The 20,428-nt window shown below is 36.0% G+C and carries 21 protein-coding genes; 2 read left to right on the plus strand and 19 right to left on the minus strand.

Features of this window, described 5'->3' with window-relative positions:
• Positions 1–47: 47 nt before the first annotated feature.
• Positions 48–2,747 carry a carboxypeptidase-like regulatory domain-containing protein gene (locus LQV47_RS01580; protein WP_230033051.1) on the minus strand — a complete coding sequence of 900 codons (2,700 nt, stop codon included), beginning with the start codon at positions 2,745–2,747 and terminating at the stop codon, positions 48–50.
• Between the two features lie 656 nt (positions 2,748–3,403).
• Here LQV47_RS01580 and LQV47_RS01585 point away from each other — a divergent pair.
• A complete protein-coding gene (locus tag LQV47_RS01585; RefSeq protein WP_230033053.1) occupies positions 3,404–4,285 on the plus strand; it encodes a cupin-like domain-containing protein in 882 nt (293 codons plus the stop codon).
• A gap of 59 nt (positions 4,286–4,344) precedes the next feature.
• On the opposite strand, the gene LQV47_RS01590 is transcribed toward LQV47_RS01585, so the two are convergent.
• The 16 genes from LQV47_RS01590 to LQV47_RS01665 form a co-directional block, all read right to left on the minus strand.
• On the minus strand, positions 4,345–6,069 hold the full coding sequence (locus LQV47_RS01590; RefSeq protein ID WP_230033054.1) for a hypothetical protein: 1,725 nt from the start codon (positions 6,067–6,069) through the stop codon (positions 4,345–4,347).
• A 180-nt stretch (positions 6,070–6,249) separates the two neighbouring features.
• Positions 6,250–6,981: a metallophosphoesterase gene (locus tag LQV47_RS01595; protein WP_230033056.1), complete on the minus strand. Its 732-nt coding sequence runs from the start codon at positions 6,979–6,981 to the stop codon at positions 6,250–6,252.
• Positions 6,982–6,983: 2 nt separating this feature from the next.
• A complete protein-coding gene (locus LQV47_RS01600; protein WP_230033058.1) occupies positions 6,984–7,526 on the minus strand; it encodes an RNA 2'-phosphotransferase in 543 nt (180 codons plus the stop codon).
• A 12-nt stretch (positions 7,527–7,538) separates the two neighbouring features.
• Positions 7,539–8,018: a hypothetical protein gene (locus LQV47_RS01605; protein ID WP_230033059.1), complete on the minus strand. Its 480-nt coding sequence runs from the start codon at positions 8,016–8,018 to the stop codon at positions 7,539–7,541.
• On the minus strand, positions 8,015–8,962 hold the full coding sequence (locus LQV47_RS01610; RefSeq protein WP_230033061.1) for an ADP-ribosylglycohydrolase family protein: 948 nt from the start codon (positions 8,960–8,962) through the stop codon (positions 8,015–8,017). The genes LQV47_RS01605 and LQV47_RS01610 overlap by 4 nt, the downstream gene beginning before the upstream one ends.
• Complete coding sequence (locus tag LQV47_RS01615) at positions 8,962–9,648, minus strand: NAD-dependent deacylase (RefSeq protein ID WP_230033063.1); 687 nt, start codon at positions 9,646–9,648, stop codon at positions 8,962–8,964. Before LQV47_RS01615 ends, LQV47_RS01610 begins: the two co-directional genes overlap by 1 nt.
• 5 nt (positions 9,649–9,653) lie before the next feature.
• A complete protein-coding gene (locus LQV47_RS01620; RefSeq protein ID WP_230033065.1) occupies positions 9,654–10,166 on the minus strand; it encodes an O-acetyl-ADP-ribose deacetylase in 513 nt (170 codons plus the stop codon).
• On the minus strand, positions 10,166–10,978 hold the full coding sequence (locus LQV47_RS01625; protein ID WP_230033066.1) for a TIGR02452 family protein: 813 nt from the start codon (positions 10,976–10,978) through the stop codon (positions 10,166–10,168). Before LQV47_RS01625 ends, LQV47_RS01620 begins: the two co-directional genes overlap by 1 nt.
• 11 nt (positions 10,979–10,989) lie before the next feature.
• Positions 10,990–11,583, minus strand: coding sequence for a DUF4291 domain-containing protein (locus LQV47_RS01630; RefSeq protein ID WP_230033068.1), 594 nt, complete (start codon positions 11,581–11,583; stop codon positions 10,990–10,992).
• A 125-nt stretch (positions 11,584–11,708) separates the two neighbouring features.
• Positions 11,709–12,215 (minus strand): Appr-1-p processing protein, encoded by a 507-nt coding sequence (locus LQV47_RS01635; RefSeq protein WP_230033070.1) that lies wholly within the window; start codon positions 12,213–12,215, stop codon positions 11,709–11,711.
• 73 nt (positions 12,216–12,288) lie between these two features.
• Positions 12,289–13,365 (minus strand): adenylosuccinate synthetase, encoded by a 1,077-nt coding sequence (locus LQV47_RS01640; RefSeq protein ID WP_230033071.1) that lies wholly within the window; start codon positions 13,363–13,365, stop codon positions 12,289–12,291.
• A 42-nt stretch (positions 13,366–13,407) separates the two neighbouring features.
• A complete protein-coding gene (locus tag LQV47_RS01645; RefSeq protein WP_230033073.1) occupies positions 13,408–14,295 on the minus strand; it encodes a hypothetical protein in 888 nt (295 codons plus the stop codon).
• A 2-nt stretch (positions 14,296–14,297) separates the two neighbouring features.
• A complete protein-coding gene (locus LQV47_RS01650) occupies positions 14,298–14,633 on the minus strand; it encodes a hypothetical protein (protein WP_230033075.1) in 336 nt (111 codons plus the stop codon).
• A 69-nt stretch (positions 14,634–14,702) separates the two neighbouring features.
• Complete coding sequence (locus tag LQV47_RS01655) at positions 14,703–15,248, minus strand: 2OG-Fe(II) oxygenase (RefSeq protein ID WP_230033085.1); 546 nt, start codon at positions 15,246–15,248, stop codon at positions 14,703–14,705.
• Between the two features lie 31 nt (positions 15,249–15,279).
• On the minus strand, positions 15,280–15,822 hold the full coding sequence (locus tag LQV47_RS01660; protein ID WP_230033087.1) for an NADAR family protein: 543 nt from the start codon (positions 15,820–15,822) through the stop codon (positions 15,280–15,282).
• A gap of 347 nt (positions 15,823–16,169) precedes the next feature.
• On the minus strand, positions 16,170–16,865 hold the full coding sequence (locus tag LQV47_RS01665) for an NUDIX domain-containing protein (protein WP_230033089.1): 696 nt from the start codon (positions 16,863–16,865) through the stop codon (positions 16,170–16,172).
• 119 nt (positions 16,866–16,984) lie between these two features.
• Between LQV47_RS01665 and LQV47_RS01670 the strand changes: the two genes are divergently transcribed.
• Positions 16,985–17,629: a DUF1579 domain-containing protein gene (locus LQV47_RS01670; protein WP_230033091.1), complete on the plus strand. Its 645-nt coding sequence runs from the start codon at positions 16,985–16,987 to the stop codon at positions 17,627–17,629.
• A 34-nt stretch (positions 17,630–17,663) separates the two neighbouring features.
• On the opposite strand, the gene dinD is transcribed toward LQV47_RS01670, so the two are convergent.
• Together dinD and lepA are read right to left on the minus strand one after the other, a co-directional pair.
• Positions 17,664–18,506 carry a DNA damage-inducible protein D gene (gene dinD, locus LQV47_RS01675; RefSeq protein WP_230033093.1) on the minus strand — a complete coding sequence of 281 codons (843 nt, stop codon included), beginning with the start codon at positions 18,504–18,506 and terminating at the stop codon, positions 17,664–17,666.
• Between the two features lie 104 nt (positions 18,507–18,610).
• Entirely contained in the window at positions 18,611–20,407 is a 1,797-nt protein-coding gene (lepA, locus tag LQV47_RS01680) for a translation elongation factor 4 (protein ID WP_047489911.1), read from the minus strand.
• Between the last annotated feature and the right edge of the window lie 21 nt (positions 20,408–20,428).

Consider the following 20,428-nt stretch of genomic DNA (forward strand, 5'->3'; position numbering starts at 1 on the left):
CAGTATATCTCAACAAAAAACCAATCCGGTTCGGATTGGTTTTTACTTTATTTAAAGTTGAATTTTACTGTAAACATTACCTGGCTGGGGCGGAGCTGCATTGTAGTCTGTGTAATCGTTGCATCCCCTACATTGATCCTTTCAAATACCTTTCTGTCTCCAATATTCATCCACTTTAGTTCAAAGTCTACTTTTTTCTTTGCCCAGCTAAACTGATAAGAGACATCAAAAAAGCCATTATTTAATTTGGTCTGTCCTAATTTTGAGTTAATCTGATCCCAATAGAAGCCTATGGTATGATTTTCCAACGGATAGAAAAACACATTTAAATTATGGGTATACCCTTCAGTTTTTCCAAGATCATCCTGAATAATACCATTGGATTGTTTATTCCATGATTTTGTCATATTAAAATCGACACTCATCCACGAAAAATAGGTGTTGTTTAATTTAAACCCTAATGTATTTCCGTCAGTTCTGGTATTAATGTCCTGTTCATTTCTTCTTGACTGAGACTTTGAATTTGTATTGTTATAATTCAGGGAAGCATTTGTTTTAAATTTAGGAAAATACTTTCCAATTTCTGCATAGTAACTGTTGCTCGTTCTTTTGTTCTCGCTTTCAATATATTCAATAACACTGAATCCGAATTCATTTACTGCACTTGAGGCCAACAGGTTGTTCTTAGCATCACTTAATCTGTATCCTGCATTAAAGAAAATATTGTTTAATGGATTTCTATACTCTAATCTTGCTCCTGCACTTTTTGTCGTCGTTTGGGGTATTGGGTTTTTGGGATTCATTACATTAAATCCACCCGGGCTGGTTAAAATATATCCTGCATAAGCGGTTTGGATATCTCCAAAATTATTACTGATACTTCCGTTCAGGCTTGCTTTAAAAAATGAAGCAAAAGAATATTGAGCAAAGACATTAGGGGTAAATGTTGTTTTATTTAATGATTTTGAAACATTTCTGAATGCATCTTCAGCTTTAATATTATTGAAATTGACAGGGAAATTAGCAAATAAGCTCCAGGCTTCAGATTTATAATTAATCCCCACGGATGCATTTGGATTGATTTTCGTGAATTTCAGATCATTTTCATAGGCAAAACCTGTAAAATCCGGTTTATTATCATCAGTAATTCCATCGAAGTTTGTAGTCAGCCTATCTGTTGAAAAATCAATTCCCACCTGTGGAGTAAAAGTCCAGCCTTTTGTTGAAAAACTGATGTTTGCAGAATGTGATGTATCTAAAGATTTAATTCTAAAATACTGTAAAGCTGTACTTCCTGGAGTAAATTTAATGGTAGCTAACTGAGCAGTATCTGATACTTTGTAGGGAAACTGCAGGTACTCAGCAGGAGAAATTTCTAAGATCTGCTTGTCATCCTGATAACTGATATAAGACTTAAAATTGACCATTTTTTCTTTCCATGGAATAATCGTACTTAAAGAGTTTTGAAAAGATGAAGTTGGAGATTCCAATGCTTCATTTCCAATGCTTCCTCTTCTTTCTGCCAAAGCTCTGTCGGCATTCCAGAATTGAGAAAATGTAGTTGTATTTTTAAAGAATCCTTTTTTAGCGTTTTTAGTAAATATCAATTCTCCTTTTACTTTATCTGTATAGAAGTTGTTCAGGAATTTTGTAGTGTATTTCGTTCCCTGCTGGATATCCGTAATGGTACTATTGGACTCTCTTTCCACCGCATTGTTAGTATAGTTTGCATTGGCTTTGAGTTCCCACTCCTTCTTTTTATCAATATTGGTTAGGTAGTTCGCTGAGAGGTAATGAACACTGTTCATCAGATATCTTTTTACCGGAAGATCAGGAACGCTGGCATTTTCAACATCTAACCAGTTATTTTGTGAGATATTACTTCTTCTTCCCTCCCATCCGCTTCCAAAAGCGAGAATATTACCTTCATTTTCCACCTGTTCCCCCATATTATTGGTTTTATAATTGACTACCCACTGGCTTTTCTGACCAAAAAACATGGGAGTCAGCTTTACATTCCAAAGCCAGGGATCTCCAAAACCTGTTCCCACTTCTCCTCTTCCGGTCATGGTTACAGAATTTTTAAGCTTAATATTAATCGCTGCCTGATCTGAAGGGACTTTATCCTGAAGAATTTTAACCGGCTGGTGATTTTCAAGAACTTCTACTTTCTGTACAGCATCTTTGGGAAGTGAATTGTTGATCGTTCCATATCCACCCTCCATTAAATCCTTTCCGTTAACGTAAAATTTATTGATCGCATTTCCCTGATAAAGGATCGTCCCATCTTTATTGACTTCAATTCCCGGGATTTTTTTCATTACATCCGCAAGCGTTCTGTCGTTTTTGCTATTAAAAGCTTTAAGGTCATAAGAAATGGTATCTCCTCTGGCGGTGATCATTTTTGTCTTCAGCTGCACTTCTTTGATTTCTGTAGCCTCCGACTGCATTTTAAAACTCAGGTTCTGGTCGGTATTGCTGATCTGTTTGGTAACCGGTTTTTGGTTAAACGCTTTCACCTTAAGATCCACATTAGATTCTGCAGAGGTAAATGTTACTTTATATTCTCCCTTAGAATTGGTGATCCCATATGCCAGAATAGCATCTTTACCGGGTTCTTCAATGGTTACACTTGCGCTGGGTATGGCTACTCCATCATCATCGGTAATTTTTCCTGACACCGTTTTCTGTGCAAAAGTGAACACAGAAATAAAGATCATCAAAAATAAAGAAATATTTTTTTTCATACTTATGTATTTACCCAATTAGTTAATCATTGTTGAATTTCGTTACACTTTTCATAAAGATCATTTTTAAATCGAAAAGTTAAATCAATATCACTACAAATATAGTTATATTTTAACAAGATAAATACTTTGCATTTAAAATCCGGATATTCATGGATAAGAATGCTGGGGCAAAAATACCCTATTCTTAAAACTATATTATCAAATGGATAGAAAAAGAGATAAGCCAACCACAGATTATAAATATTTCAATAATCCATCCATTTAATTTTTGGATTAATAAAATTATACTCTTATCCATATTTGAATATTAAAAGTAAATTATAATTTCTATTATCAGAATTAAAATAACATTATTACAAAATTTGAAATATTTTATTAATTTTTATATCATTTTGTTTGTCAGATAAAAGAGATACATTAGATGCAGGAATGAACTCTTATTCATTTTATTTGTGTTTTATTGCCCTGTGATTATTTATAGGGCAATTTATTTATGCCTTTTGAAAAAAGTTAATAAAAAGGTATTAAATGGTATTTTGCTATTTTTATTTAGTCTAAACAGCTGGAAATAATTTCAATCATAGATAAAAATAATTTTCTTAGTCTTCTCATTATACTTTAATTTAATAATTTTGTAATATAAAATTTACATAATGGGAATAAATTTAAAGCCTATAGATATTGTAGATGACATTTCCAAAGAGGAATTCTACGAAAAGTATCTAAAGCCAAGAAGGCCCGTTGTCATCAAGAATATGGCAAAAAAATGGCCGGCGTACCAAAAATGGACGATGGAATATATGAAGGAGGTTGTAGGAGACGTGGAAGTTCCGCTATATGACAGTTCAAAAGCAGATCCTTCTGCCCCCATCAATTCTTCCGCCGCAAAGATGAAGTTTGGAGACTATATAGATCTTATTCAGAAGGAACCTACCGACCTTAGAATTTTCCTTTTTGATCCGATAAAATTTGCCCCGAACCTTCTTGAAGATTATATTTCACCTAAAGAACTAATGGGTGGTTTTTTAGATAAATATCCCAATATGTTTTTTGGAGGTAAAGGTTCTGAAACCTTTCTTCATTTCGATATTGATATGGCCCATATTTTCCATACTCACTTTAATGGAAGGAAACACATTCTTCTTTTCGATTATAAATGGAAAGAAAGGCTATACCAAATTCCGTATGCAACTTATGCCCTGGAAGATTATGATATTGAAAATCCGGACTTCACCAAATTTCCGGCACTGGAGGGTGTAGAAGGTATTGAATGCTTCCTGGAGCATGGGGACACACTCTTTATGCCTACAGGATGGTGGCACTGGATGAAATATCTGGATGGCAGTTTCTCTATTTCATTAAGAGCATGGGATAAATCATGGGCCGTAAAGGCACATTCTTTATGGAATCTTACGGTACAGCGTAAATTTGATGATATTATGAAGTCCAATTTCAAAAAAGAATATATGGACTGGAAAGAAAAGTTAGCCGTTAAAAGAGCAGAACTGGCCTTACAAAGAGGTCTTCCAAAATAAAAAAAAAGACGTTTCTGGCTGAAACGTCTTTTTTAGCTTATTTATTCATTATCAAAACATTACAAGACTCTAAATACAGGATACTGTCTGAATGTTTTTTCTTCAAAGTAAGGTGAATGTCTATAGACCCAGTCTAACTGCATTTCACCATCTTCAGAAAGTTTTTTATCTGATAATTTTGCCTTATCAAGAGCGTCTTTCAGATTTTTATCTTTCTTTAACAGCTCTGCAGCCGTATCTTCAAATATATAGGCTGAATAGTATTCTTTCTGAGCTAAGATTCCATCAAAAAAATTCCAGTTGAAAAACGAGTCTAAAGCCTCAGGTTCAAGGGTTTCAATAACATATTTTACACCAGGCTGATGAGTAGAAACTAAATAATCACCTTTAGAAAAAACATGTTTTTTCTCTGCTGCTTCTACAGTCGTTTCATAGTGCAGATAATGCCCTTCGTAAGGATTTTTAACTGTTTTAAAATCTTTAATCTTATAAGACTCTACTGCTATAGTACTGTCTTTCTGAAGCGGCTTCATCTGAATTCCGTTTCTTTTAAATTCCTCAATGACTCTATATTGAGTCTGTGGAATCACATAATATCTGGGAATTGTAATGTAACCGGTAGGAACTGCTGTGGTAAACAGCTTTATATTCTTTGTAAAAGGTTTATTCCTGTCGTAATACAGTCTTGGTTTCCCTGAAATTTCGCTGGGTTTATATTTTCCTTCATACCCTTTAAAATCCATGGTAGAAAACTTTGTAGAATCTATTTTCCAACGGATTCCATATGGTTTTCCTGCCTGATACTGCTTCAGGTTTTCCAAACGGAGTTGTTTTATTTTACTATAATCCTTATCCAGGTTCTCCAGATTAACCAGCATATATTTGTAAGTGGCATCTACCCTTTTATCATACGGCTTCAGCATATGGGTTTCAGGAACTGTTCCCAATGAATTGAACAAAGAGGTATATCCCGTTGAGTATCTCGGAGAGTCTTCAAAAGAAGCAAAGCCCACTTCCGGAACATCCCCGTGAATATTCACATAAGGAGTGCTTTCATAGCCTAACTTTTCCATCTCATTAAGGTTTTTAGCCTGATAATCATTGTAGAAATAAGTTCCGAGGGTATTTCCCAGGCGTTCTTTAAAAGTAGAGATATAGGTAAATGTATATTGATAGTCTGCTCCGTTACTCACATGATTATCGATAAATACATCCGGTTTCAGCCACTGGTAGATTTCCTGAAAGCTTCTTGCATTTTTAGAATCTGCCTTGATAAAGTCTCTATTCAGATCATAGTTTCTTGCATTTCCTCTAAAGCCATACTGTTCCGGGCCGTTCTGATTGGCTCTGGAATAAGAGCCTCTGTTCAGCATTCCACTGATGTTATAGGCAGAAATAGCGGCAATGATAAAATTTTGTGGTGTTTTAATTTTCTTTGTTGCCAAATCACGCATCAGCATCATCGTAGCATCTATACCATCCGGTTCTCCGGGATGAATTCCGTTATTGACAAAAAGAATTGCTTTATCTTTTCTCAGTTTTTCAACATCTTTTTCAGCAAAAGGATTGTATACCACGACATAAATAGGTTTCCCATTGTCATCTTCTCCTCTTTTAAGGTATTGAATGGTGTTAAAATTCTTCGCCAGATTCTGATAATAGGTATTCATTTCGTCATAGGTAGCCGTTTGGTTACCATTTCCTTTTTCAAAAGGAGTCTGAAAAGATTTCTGGGCAAAGACTAAGCTGGAACTTAAGGTGAGTAAAAGGTATTTCAGTTTCATTGATATTTTATTTTCTGGCCTAAAATTAGTTAAATATGATTATGGCAGAAAAGCAAAATAGTAAAAAGGCAAAAATGACCCTCTTGATTATGTAAAAACAGCCATAAAAAATTAAAACCTCATAGGTTTTGTACACCTGTGAGGTTAGATTGCAGACAACATCTTATTCATCTTTTAATTTTATACATTTCTTCCTTTTTCATCAGGATATAGCAATGGAAGCGCATCACTTTGCCAGCATTCTTTAGTTTCAATATCCATAACAGACAGAGCCCCTGTAAAAGCGGCTCCGGTATCCATATTCCATATGTTGGCTTTATTGACAGGTGTTTTACTTCCAATATAAAGTGTTGGAGTATGTCCTATAAATATTTCATGATATAAAAGCAGTCTTTTAGGATAGAGTTCTGAGTTTTTTGACAGTTTTTTATCCATTGCTGCCGCAGTCTCCCACAGGGTTCTGTCCCATCTATAATTGCTGGAATACACTTCCTTTTCAGGCCCGTGCATAGAAGAATATCCTGCATGAATAAACAGACGGTTTCGACTATCCACATGGTAATTTTTCATTTCCCGAAAGAAATCAAGATGAATTTCTTTATCCTGGTGAGAAAAGTCTGCGTAGCTTTCTACGGTACTTTGTCCGCCATTGAAAAGCCAGACCTCTGGTCCGGTTCCTGCAGAAAGCCAATCTTCAGCCCAGGCATCATGGTTCCCTTTGATAAAAATACATTCCTGTTTTTTCGAAAGCTCAATTAAAAACCGGATAACTTGTGAAGATTCACTCCATCCGTCAACATAATCACCCAGAAAGATCAGCTGATCATCATCCATGACTTCTGCCCTTTCAAAAACCTGCTGTAATGCTTTAAGTCCTCCGTGGATATCCCCTATCACTAATGTTCTTCCCATTTTTATTTTGAAATGTATTTTGCCTCTACAAAATCTGTCAGCCAGACTCCATTAGCCGAAAGATAAAAAAATAATCCGTCTTCATGCATTTTTCCGGTTCTGATGGTGAGAATAACAGGTTTTCCGTGTCGCATTCCTACCTTTGTAGCGGTCTCTTTATCAGCACTTAAATGAACATGCTGACGGCTTCTTTTTTCTATCCCTTTATCTAAAATGGAGGAAATATTGCCTTCCGCCGTACCATGGTATAAAAAGTCAGGAGGCTGGCGGGTTTCCAATGCAAGATCTATATCAATAGAATGCCCCTGACTTGCTCTGATCATGGTTTTATCTTCATTAAGGGCAAACCTCTTTTTATTATTGGTTTCTACTACCTCATCTAATTCTTTAGGGGTAAAATATATTCTTTTTTTTGCTGATTTCTCTCTCAACTCATCTATGTGAGCCCAGCCGTTTTCATCCAGCTTCAGGCCGATAGTTTCGGGTTGGTGCCTCAAAATAAGGCTTAAAAATTTACTTATTTTTTTCTTTTCTATTTCGTTCATAGGTGTGTTTCATTAACAATTATAAAATTCCGGAGCAAAGGTTACTTTTACTCCTAAAGCTCCGGAGATTTTAGCCGCATATGTATCAAAATTATAAGTGTAAGAAGCGATGGAAAGGATCAAATATTTACTGTTAGGTAAGCAAACTGAAAAATAAGACTCACCTGGTCCTTTTCCCTTCAGTACGTTTTGAATTTCAAATCCTTTCACATCACGCAAAGGGATTATTAAGCTTTTTTCATTATTTGAAAACCCAAGCAAATTATTCCTTTTATCGACCCAAAGTGAAGTATTGTTATTTAAAATCTTCAATATTTCATCCGGTGTTTGAAATGAATAATCCGGAGAATAATGAACACGACAATTTCCTACTTCTACCACTTTATTAATTTCAATTCTTCCTTCATATTTCTGCAAACCTGTATCCGGAATATCATTATCAGGATCGTATTTGGAAAACATTTCGGTAAGGATTTTTAGCAAGGACTTCATTGGTTTATAGTGTATTTATTGTCTAGCTTTTCACATAGTTTTTCAATATCATCTTTTCTCACCAGTTCATCAATCCATTCCTTAGGAATATTTTCAAAACCATAATAGATTCCTGCCAATCCTCCTGTAATGGCCCCTGTTGTATCTGTATCTTCTCCCAGATTCACCGCTTTCAAAATAGCTTCTGAATAACTTTCCGAATTAAAAAAACACCATAAAGAGGCTTCCAGACTGTGTAGCACGTAGCCACTTCCTCTGATTTCATCTTCGGAATAACCTGAAATATCATTTTTTAATATTCTTTGGAAGAGTTCAGTCTCACTTGGGTTAAAACCTTGTAATTCTGCATATTCCAAAACCATCTTTTGCATATACTCATAAGCTTCTGCTTTGTTTTTCCCTTTTATTAACTGGATCGCATAAAACACATAAATGAAACAGGCAAAAACAGAACGGAAATGTCCATGGGTAACCGTTGATACTTCTTTTACTGTTTGATATATTTTATCAATATTATTTTCATCTTTAAGATAAAAAGCCAAAGGAAGAATCCTCATTAAAGAACCATTCCCATTATCTTCTTCAAAAATATTTCCTGAAAATCTGGCACTCTCTCCTTTAATTAGTCTTGCAATCGCTTCCCGTGTAGTCCCTCCAATATCGAAAAGTCTTCCGTGGGCAGTCCAATGACCATATCTCACCCATTTTACGAAGCTTTGGCCGATCTTTTCCAGATCGTATCCTTTTGTAAGTTCTTCAGCAAGGCACAGTGTTAGAGAACTATCATCACTCCAGGTCCCTTTGGGTTGATTATGCGAGCCAAATTCCTGCATTTCTTTAACAGGAAACCTTTTCAGATATTCTCTGTTTTTAAATTCAACAGGAACACCTAAAGCATCTCCCGTACAAACGCCGAAAATTCCGGCTTTAACTACATTTTTCATCAGGCAAGATTAACCAGTTTATCAAACAACAGTTTCATTCCCTGTGTAGCTGTTTCCTTCATAACCACTGCTCTTTTTCCATATCCGAATTCTGTTTCATTAGGGTTGATAACAATTAGAAGGCAATTGTCGCTAATCTCATGAATCAGCCCGGCAGCAGGATATACCTGTAGAGAAGTTCCGATCACCACTAAAATATCGGCTTCTTTTACGACTTCTCTCGCCGTTTGATACAACGGAACATCTTCCCCGAACCAAACGATAAACGGCCTCAACTGAGCGCCATCTTCGGCTTTATCTCCAAGGTTGATATCGCCTTTTTGTTCATAAATCAGGCCTTTATTGTTGCATGAACATGATTTGAACAATTCTCCATGGATATGAAGGATATTGGAAGATCCTGCTCTTTCATGAAGATCGTCAATATTCTGGGTAATAATCTGTACCTCAAAATGTTTTTCCAGCTCTGCCAGCAGCTTATGGGCTTCATTAGGCTGTACCTCATGAAGCTGGCGTCTTCTCTGGTTGTAGAATTCTAATACCAGAGCCCTGTCTTTTCGCCATCCTTCCGGACTGGCCACATCGGTTACATTATGATTTTCCCAGAGACCATCTCCGTCTCTAAAGGTTTTTATTCCGCTTTCGGCACTGATTCCCGCACCGCTTAATATGGTTAGTTTTTTCATTATTTTTAGTCTAATAGTTTTTTGTAAATCATCGCATTTTCATCATCAAAACAGACAAAAATAATTTTTTCTATGGTCTCTGAATGAAATTTTCTAGCCTCATGTACAGCAATTTCTCCCGCCAGTTCTTTGGGAAACCTATAAATTCCCGTGCTGATATTAGGAAAAGCTATTGTTTTCACCCCAAGGTTTTCTGCCAGCTGTAAAGAATTGATATAGCAATTCGATAGCAGTTTTGAGCATTTCTCTGCATCATCATTCCAAACCGGGCCTACAGTGTGAATAACATATTTTGCAGGAAGATTTCCTGCAGTAGTTACCACCGCTTCTCCAGTATTACATTTGCCCTGCCTGTTTCTTATCGCTCTGCATTCCTCCAGAATTTGTGGTCCTCCAGCACGATGAATGGCTCCATCTACGCCTCCACCTCCCAATAAAGAAGAATTAGCTGCATTGACAATGGCATCGGCTTCAATCTTTGTAATGTCTGTTTTTATTAATTCAATAGTTGGTTTCATTATATTCCTTTAAATAGATTGAACACCTCTTCATTCTTGGTCAACACCGCAAAAACCACTCTTTTAAACTTATTTTTATATTTCCCCTGGAGATGTTTTCTGAAAAGCCCGGCAATATCTTTTGGGTCATTTCTGAAAACTCCGCATCCCCATGCACCTAAAATTAAGACTTCATTTTTCTGATGTACTGCGAGAGACAGCATTTTACCCATTCTTATTTCCATTGCATTCATGATGTCATCTACTCTTTCTGGCTCCTGTCTTTTTACGACTCCTGCATTAACTGCCGCAGAAGTGATAAAATTACATACAACAGGTTTTTTGAGCAATTCACCCTTATCTTTTCTGAAAACAGGAACTTTGGGACTATAAATCATACTATCTGTATAGAAACAAGATTTCATATTACGGTGTGTTTTATAAAAATCTTCAGCCATTAATTGCGTTTCATACAATGCTGAAGTTCTTGCCAGGCTTTCTTCCTGCGCTTCTGCTCCGCTCATAAAACCACCTCCCGGATTTTTTGCTGAAGCAAAGTTAAGACACATCAGTTTTTCCTGATTTTCTTCTTCTATTAATCGTAAAATAGCTTTCAAAGAGCTGCAGTTCCAGGCTTCAATCCGGGTTTCAAAATTTACGCCAAGGATTGGAGCTTCTGTCAGTACATTAAGTTGTTCAGGACTGAATAATACTGTTTCTTTTTTACAGGTTTCCAGTTCTTTTTTTATATCTATTCTTTCGTTTTCTTCATTTATATAATATGTATTGGCTAAGATATTCAATGTGTCTTTTGCCATTCCTTTGTTTGTCATTATTTCTTTTTTTACATCATTGATCCTATTGTATGAGCAAGCTCAGCAGATACAGGATACGTTTTTTCTACCGGCAATATCTTTTTTGCCTTATCATATTCTCCTGCTTTTGTAAACTCCAATATCTTTTTTACCAACGGCGTGTAATCTTCTATTTTTACAATCCAATCTTCATTAAATTCTTCTATCAAATGGCGGCTAATACCTACCTGTATTGAACGATAGTCTAATTTACTTCCTTTAATATTCCTTTCCGGATCCCACTGTACATACACTTCGGCGTTGCTAAACTCTTTTTCCCAATTTTCAGGATTGGGATAGACTCTCTTTTCAGGAGAGGTTAAAACAGCCATACGCAAAGCTTTTTCCCAGGACTCTCTTTTGATATGTATTGCCAGAGTACATTCCTGATTGGATTTCTGTCCATAATTGCTGCGTTCCATCATCCAGAGAAAAGAAGGCTTAATCCATGTCATCCTGCTGAATGAAAAAGGAGCGCTAAACTTCTGATGTTCTACTGCTGCTTTTGCAATGGCTTTATTATAAGCCTGATATACAACAATAGTATCACGGGTATAATCTGCTCTTATTTCAAATTCTTTCATTGTACATTTTTAATTAAAATCATAAACATAGACTTCCACTTCATTTTTCAGCAGTATTTTTTTTATGTTATCTTTTCCTTCCCTAAAAATAAAATTAATGTCTCTATTATCTGCTGATTCTTTCTTTAAGCGTTAGAAAACTTTTTGAAATCCTGTGAATATGGGGAATAGGAACCATACACAGTGTCAAAATCAATATTCAAATTTTCAGGTTTAAACTTTTCATCTATCTGTTCCCATTTTCCGCCAGCCAAACCACATCCAATTCTCGGCATATGTACTGAAGCATTTCTTTGCAAAGCTTCATGGGTAAGCTTCAATAGACATTCCTCTGCTGCCATATATCTGATAGGTGGAACCTCTGAATGCGTAATAATCTTATGCTGAGCAATCATATTGCAAACCCAGACATCTTCTTCCGTCCGAACCATCTGAATTTCTCCCAAGGTAAAATTTTCTTTGCTTCTAAACCATTCTCTGTATTCTTTTTCCGGATGTTTCCATCTTTTTGATACAGCCGTGACAAAACCTTTTCCCCAGCCTCCTATATCATTACATATATGGGCAATTATTTTATTTCCTTCAGTATTGGGAACAGCTGCATCTCCTTTTATATATTGTATTGTTTTCATGTGTATCTTTTTATGTTGCCTGTTCCTTTCCTAAAAATAAAATTAATGTCTCTATTATCTGCTGATTCTTTCTTTAAGCGTCAGAAAACTTTTTGAAATCCTGTGAATATGGGGAATAGGAACCATACACAGTGTCAAAATCAATATTCAGATTTTCAGGTTTAAACTTTTCATCTATCTGATCCAGACAGGTTACTACAAGATTCTTTTTTGTTGCTTCCACATAGGCTCCGTCTAATTTCAAAGCATAGTTTAAAAGGTCATAATCTAACCCGCCAAATCGAAGCCCTTTCTGATACTCATTAAAGGTACAGGTTTCCTCTTCATTATTTCTCAGGATCAGCTCTTTTTCATTACTCATCCAGCCATTTCCATGTCTTGTTGCATAGCTTCTGGTCACATAATACATTTCTATATTTTCTATTTTCAATAGTTTACAGATTTCATATGCGTTTTTTGAGGTGGTATTGGCATACGTTACATTAGGAAATACACCATGATTCATATCCAGCAGGACTCCCTGGCTTCCTTCAAAAATAAGGCTATCAAACGATTTTAAAAAATGATAATCATCTATTTTCCAGTCTATCTGATCAATGGCTTCTAAAAAAAATTTCAACTGCTCTTCTATTTCATTTTCATCCATAAGACCATAGTAATAAGCAATACCTTTCAGCTTTTCTATCAGCATTTCTTTGGGGGCAATCAGGTCAATGGCAAATAGTTTATAAGGGCTTTCATTCCTTTTCATGGTAGCTCCTACTCCTTTTCCGCAGGTTCCGTGCTTCAGATTCTTTATATTGGTTCTGTTTTTCCAGACATCAAAAGGAGTCGTTACTTTTGCCAATGGATGAATATGAAGCTCTGTATTTCCGTTTTTTGCTTTTAACTCTTCCCTTTCATTGAATAAAAATAGAGGATGAATCGTGCAATGTTCCGTAAAATAAGAAGGTAATCCCCGAAGTGCTCCGCTTGCAAAACTGGAATGAACATGTTTCCTGTCATCAATCATCACTGTATGAGCGGCCTGTTGTCCTCCTGAAAACCGGATCACCACTGAATCCGGGCTTTGGCAAGCCAGAAAATCTGTTGTTATTCCCTTTCCTTCATCACCAAACCCTAATCCTATCACTATTTGTGCCTTTTTCATATGTAGATTTTTTTATTGTTCTAGAGCATTTACCATTGTCACCTATGCCTCTCTGAAAATGTAAGTTTCCTCGCTTAAAGCATTTGAATATGATCCTAACCCTTCCTGCCCTTCTGTTCCAAAAGTTTTGTTTTTACATTGGTCGCAGATAATTTTTTTAATTACGTCAGGAATATCTCTGTGATCTTCTATGGATATACAGTTTTTGCCTAATAACTCCTTCCAGCCTCTGTCTGCTCTTATGGCCTGATCGGAATGTAAAACACTGATGTGGTATACTTCGTATCGTTTTTTAGCTTCCTCCAACAGTTCATCATGAGTATAGGTTTGTTGTCCTGAACCCATAATTTCTCTGATGGCTGATCCCGGAAGTACCTTTAAACAGGGTTCATCTCCTACGGTAAACAACAGCCCTTTCTGCTTTCTTTTTTCAAAGGCATCTGTTCTGGTGTGAAATGCTGCAAAATACCATGCTAAAAGATAGCTTTCTCCTCCATTTCCGCCACCTCCGGATTCAATATAAGTACGGGTAAGCCACATATCCAATTCTTCATCCCCGGATTCAAACTGCCCCACCTGTAACGGGTAGCTGTCGCATTCGTGATCTCCGATTCCTAAGAACAGTAAGGCCGGATCCGGCACTCCTCCCTGGATAATACCTCCCATCAGCTTGGGTAATCCTTCTTTGATTAGCTCATGAGGAATATGTCCCATACTTCCTGTAACATCTAATCCTAAAATAATCGGGACCGAGTTAGGATGAACCTCAGAATCTCTGGATTCCCTAAAAGAAACACCTTGAGGATTCATAGATGGGTGAGCCTGTCTTTTTGTATTCTGAGTGAAAATCTCACTTGCGGATTTTGTTCCGTATCCTGCCTTACTGGCTCTATCGTAACGAGCATCTATATCGTATCTTGTACTTCCCATAATTAAAATGTTTTTCCGAATAAATATTCAAATCTCTTTTGACTTACTTCGAGCTGGATATTTAAATTTCTGATTGTTAATGATAATTCTATGTCTTTCTGAACAAAGTCTTCGGTGTTGAAATCTGCAAAAGTTAAACTGTTCCTGTCTAAAGGGCTGATATCAATAAGTCCTTCCTGTTCACGCTCGAGTCTCTTTATTTTTAACTCGATATCCTCTACCTTGCGCCTGTAGATCAATTCTGAATCTTCTCCGATCGTTCGCGCACGGTCTTCTCTGATCTGATCATTGTTTCTTTGTAATGATTCGATAAATCTTGGTTTTAGCTCATCTTCCATAATCATTCTTTTGTGTTGTTATTACGCTAATTAAAAAGAGCATAGTTATGCTTCATTCCTGCATTCATTTTAACAGGAATACATTATATCAGTTCTTAAAACATATTTTAATCCGCTTATCAGTGTTCTTCCTTCGTGTCTTAAGGGATGGTAAAAGATTAAGGCAGTCCCTTTTTTAGGAGCTACCGTGAAAAGGTTTTCAAATTCTGTTTCTCCCCCTTCAAAATCATCGTTCAGATAGATTAAAAAGGTATAGAAACTTTTCTCTTTTTCATTTCTGATATAACTTCCGTCACGGTGCATTTTAAATTGCTGGCCTGGAGAATACTTATAAACCCTGAACATCTCATTAAAATTCAGAAGTTTGTAGTTTTCATGTTCCTGTGGAAGAAATTCAGCTGCTTTTTTAAAAAGATCCTCTGCCAGATTATTATCAAAAATCATCAGCCTGTCATTGTTTCTGATCCCTTTGCTCATCAGTTGGCGTCCACCGACATTGATTTTGGCTTCTTCAAAATCTTTTCCTTGTGATAAAGCGATGTATTGGTCACATTCGGCTTCCGTAAGAAAGTCTTCAATTAAAAATATCTGTGGATGTAGGTCTGTTTTTTCCATAGTTAGTATTTTGTGACTGGTTATTGTGTTTTTACCCTCTTAATTCATCCCGTACTTCCATCAAGACAAAACCTAAAAGGTTTTCTCCTTTCCATAATAAAGGATTTTCTGCTCTTGAGTCTGTTTCCAGCATCCCGATTCCCCAAATGGTATCATAAGGGCTGGCTTCTACAAGAATCTTATCGTTGGTTGATAAAAGAAAGTCTTTATATTTCTTGTTCTGTGAAAATTTTAAAAGATTTCCCTGTTTTACAATCTCGTATTTATGTTCATCCCAACGTTTCGGATCAAAATTCTTTACTTTTCTTCCCAGGCTTTTAACCTGGTTGGGCGTGGATGCCTGCACTATTTTTTCTAAAGTTTCGGGATCATTGAATAACCTTGCTTTACCAGCCATCATATAATGTTCTGCTGTTTTATAAGCAATACCGTTTTCTTCAAACTTTCCTGCAAACCATTGGCTAAAGCATGACTTGGTGACCTCATCTTTAACCGTATGTCCCCAGAAAAACAAAAACTTTATCCTTTCTTTTTTCTGAAATCTGTCTTTAATAATTTGTATAGTGTATTTCATGATTGCGTTATTATTACACAAATGTAAGTGAATTCCAATTTATATACCAAATTTATTTGTGTCATTTTTACACTAACATACATAAAACATTGATTATCAGCGATAAAATTTTAATTAATAAACACTACTGCCACAAATATTTTACGCAAACGACAGGTGTCTGTTGGGTCTAGGCTAAAGCCGATGGAATGCTGGTATATAAAAAAACGGGCTAAAGCCCGTTTCAATTGAATATCTTCTGAATATCTTTGCTTATACAATAGATTTTAGTGTAGTTTTAATAACATATTGAGTAAGTGCATTTGTGATTATTAGTGTAAAATATTGTCTGATTTGTGGTTAAAAAACTATTTGATTTCAAAATAAAATCCCTGCTCCTCCAGTTCTTTGTATTTTTCCTGATTGAAGGTAAAGAGCTTTCCAGGTCTTCCGCTTCCTTCTTTTTTAACGTTATTGGTTTCATTAAGCAAACCATAGCTCATAATTTTTTTACGAAAATTTCGGCGGTCAATTTCCTGTCCTACAATGGTTTTATAAAGGTTTTCAAGGTCTGAAAAAGGAAATTCCTCATTGAGAAGATTAAATCCAACCGGCTGATACTGGATTTTGGTACGAAGTCTCTTTAATGCTGTATCAATAATTGTTTTATGATCGAAAGCTACAGAAGGGAGCTTGTGGACACTGAACCATTGTGCATCGTCAGCATCAGAATCAGCAAACAACTCATGATAAGAAGGGTTCACGAGCCCCAAATAAGCCACGGAAACCACTCTATTCCTCGGATCACGCCCAACATTACCAAATGTATAGAGTTGTTCCAAAAAATCGGGCTTTATACCTGCTTCTTCGTGCAGTTCTCTCTTTACCGCATCATCCAGGTTCTCATCATCCAATACAAGGCCTCCGGGAAGTGCCCATCCGCCTTTAAAGGGTTCTATGTTTCTTTTGATTAAAAGAATCTGAAGGTCTTTTTTATCAAAATAGCCAAAGATAACAGCATCTACAGCCACTTTTATATCCTGTAATTTTTTGGGAGATTCCATAAATTAATTTGCGTTACGAATACACAAAGTTACAATTTATCATAACAATAAAAAAATTACATATAATAAAAGTTACTATCTTTAAGTTATTACTATAACCAACTTAAAATTAAATATTTATGAAAAATTTACTAACAGTTCTTTCTATGGCTTTTTTACTGACAGCTTGTGAGAAAGGAAAAACAACAGCAGCCGGTAATGCTGACAAAACGGATTCCACCACCGCAAAATCCGAATGGAAACCTGTAGATTCTGCTACAGCAACCAAAGCGTGGATGGAATTTGCTACTCCGGGAGAAATGCATAAAATGCTGGCAAAATTTGATGGAAACTGGACCGGTGCTACCAGCATGTGGATGGATGAAAGCGGAAAAGCATCCACCAGCACTTCTGAATGCACTAATAAAATGATCTTTGAAGGCCGTTATCAGATAAGCAATTATAAAGGAAATTTTATGGGAATGCCTTTTGAAGGGATGAGCATTATGGGATATGATAATGCCAGGAAAAAATTCGTAAGCACCTGGATTGACAATATGGGAACAGGATTAATGCATGCCGAGGGAGACTGGAATCCTGCTAAAAAATCTATTGATTTTAAAGGTAAAATGACGGATCCCAGCCAGCCCGGAAAAGAATGTGAGGTAAGAGAAGTCTATACCTTTACCGATGATAATAACCATACACTGGAAATGTACGGTCCCAATCCTAAAACAGGAAAGGAAATGAAAACAATGGAAATAAAATTCACCCGCAAGAAATAAAACAAAATCTGCTTCGTTTGAAGCAGATTTTGTTTTATTTCTTAAAAGGCTTTTTAGTTTGTTTCAAAACTTTCTTTTCATCTCCGTCTAATTTTCTCTGCAATTTTCTGACATCCTCCGCAGAAGGTAAATTTTCAGGAATTATTCCTCTGTTAGTAAGCATATTCCTAACAGCAACATTATTATCTATATGTTCTTCTTCAATTTTTGATTGTCCTTTTAGATCTTTACTTTGAACATTCAATCCTGTCATTTCTGCAGCTAAATCTTTAGCTTTAATACTAATAGTAGGTAAAAAATCAGCAACTGGCCTATTTTCAGGAATACCCATTTTTTTCTTTAGCATTTGGGTGTTTAACCGGAAAAGCGCTTGATCTCCTTTACTTCTTATAATAGCAAATCCCTGGCTATCAACTCCTCTCTCATATAAAACTCCTGAAAGTTGTTTTTCGGTTTGACTTAATTTTTCACGGGCTTTGATTCTTTCATACTCCAATAATCTTTGCTCTACTAATTCTGCTCTTCTTGTTTGAACTGCAAAATAATTTTGTGCAAAAGAAATCTCTTGTTTTCTACTATCCCCATTCTGTGCGATTAAATAACATCCGTACCTTGTTAATAGAATATCATCTATCTCTTTTTCAGCTCCTTTCGGCATCTGTATCGTTTTCCTGATATCAGGAAAATGATACTCGATTAGCTCCCCAACATTTTTGCAAGCATCTTTTGCTTTTATAATTACTTTTTCAAAGTTTTCCCATTTACTATATCCTAACAAAATTTGTAAATCCCTTGCACTCCAGCATTCTATTCCCTCTAGTTCAGAGGAGGCTTCTTCAAATTTATAGAATAAGTTTTTTATTTCTTCTGATTTCATTCAACAATATGTTTTTATAAAAATACAAAAAAAATCCTGTAGCTTTCTAAAGCGCTAAAATCAAAGGCAATAAAAAACCGCTTCGAACGAAGCGGTTTATATTTTTAGTCATTAAGCTTTAATACAGCCATGAATGCAGACTGTGGTACTTCTACCCTTCCAATCTGTTTCATTTTTTTCTTACCTTCCTTCTGTTTTTCCAAAAGCTTTCTCTTTCTGGAAATATCTCCTCCATAACATTTCGCGGTAACGTCTTTTCTTAATGCCTTGATTGTTTCTCTGGCAATAACTTTCGCTCCCAATGCTGCCTGAACTGCAATATCAAACTGCTGTCTAGGGATCAGTTCACGAAGTTTTTCACACATCTTTTTACCAATATAATAGGCATTACTCTCATGAATCAGTGAAGAAAGGGCATCTACCATATCTCCATTGATCAGAATATCCATTTTAACAAGTTTGGAAGAACGCATTCCTATTGGTGAATAATCAAATGAAGCATATCCTTTAGAAATAGATTTAAGACGGTCATAGAAGTCGAAAACAACTTCAGCCAAAGGCATATTGAATGTTAATTCTACCCTGTCTGCCGTTAAATAACTTTGGTTAACAATCTCTCCTCTTTTTTCAATACAAAGCGTCATAACCGCACCTACGAAATCGGATTTAGTAATAATGGAAGCTTTTATATAAGGCTCTTCAACTCTATCCAAAAGATTGGGATCAATCATTTCAGACGGATTGTTGATTAAAATTGCGGTTTCAGGTTCTCTTTTAGAATATCCATGGTATGAAACATTGGGTACCGTAGTAATAACGTTCATATCAAATTCTCTATCAAGACGTTCCTGTACAATTTCCATGTGAAGCATTCCTAAGAATCCGCAACGGAAACCAAAACCAAGTGCTGCAGAACTTTCAGGTTCAAAAACCAAAGAGGCATCATTTAATCTTAATTTTTCCAATGAGAATCTTAGTTCCTCAAAATCTTCAGATTCAATAGGATAAATGCCGGCAAAAACCATTGGCTTTACTTCCTCAAAACCATCGATGGCAGCTTCTGCAGGATTCACAAAAGAGGTAATGGTATCACCCACTTTAACTTCTCGTGCATCTTTAATTCCGGAAATAATATATCCTACGTCACCACATTCAATAGTTTTTTTCGGAACTTGTTTTAGTTTCAAAGTTCCTACTTCATCAGCACCATATTCTTTTCCTGTAGCAAAAAATTTAATTTTTTCGTTTTTAGAAATACTTCCGTTCACCACTTTGAAATAAGCCTCAATTCCTCTGAACGGGTTGTAAACAGAGTCAAAGATCAATGCCTGTAACGGAGCTTTAGGATCTCCAACCGGAGCAGGAATTCTATTCACAATCTGCTCAAGCAAATCATGAACTCCTTCTCCTGTTTTCCCTGAAACTCTAAGAACATCTTCATATTTGCACCCTAAAAGTCCCATAATTTCGTCGGTAACTTCTTCTGGGTTTGCAGATGGAAGATCTATTTTATTAAGAATTGGAATAATCTCCAAGTCATTTTCCAATGCTAAATATAAATTACTGATTGTTTGTGCCTGAATACTTTGGGCAGCATCCACAATAAGAAGGGCTCCTTCACAGGCAGCAATAGAACGGGAAACCTCATAAGAGAAGTCTACGTGTCCCGGTGTATCAATCAGGTTTAAAATATATTTTTCTCCTTTATATTCATAATCCATCTGGATCGCGTGAGACTTAATCGTAATCCCGCGTTCTTTCTCCAAATCCATATCATCCAGCGTCTGAGATTGTAGTTCTCTTTGAGTAACTGTATTCGTATACTCTAAAAGACGATCTGCCAAGGTACTTTTACCATGGTCGATATGAGCGATTATGCAAAAATTTCGTATGTTTTTCATTTAAGAATCTTGTAATTTGCA

This window comes from Chryseobacterium sp. Bi04 (assembly GCF_918698085.1).
Classification (GTDB): Bacteria; Bacteroidota; Bacteroidia; order Flavobacteriales; family Weeksellaceae; genus Chryseobacterium.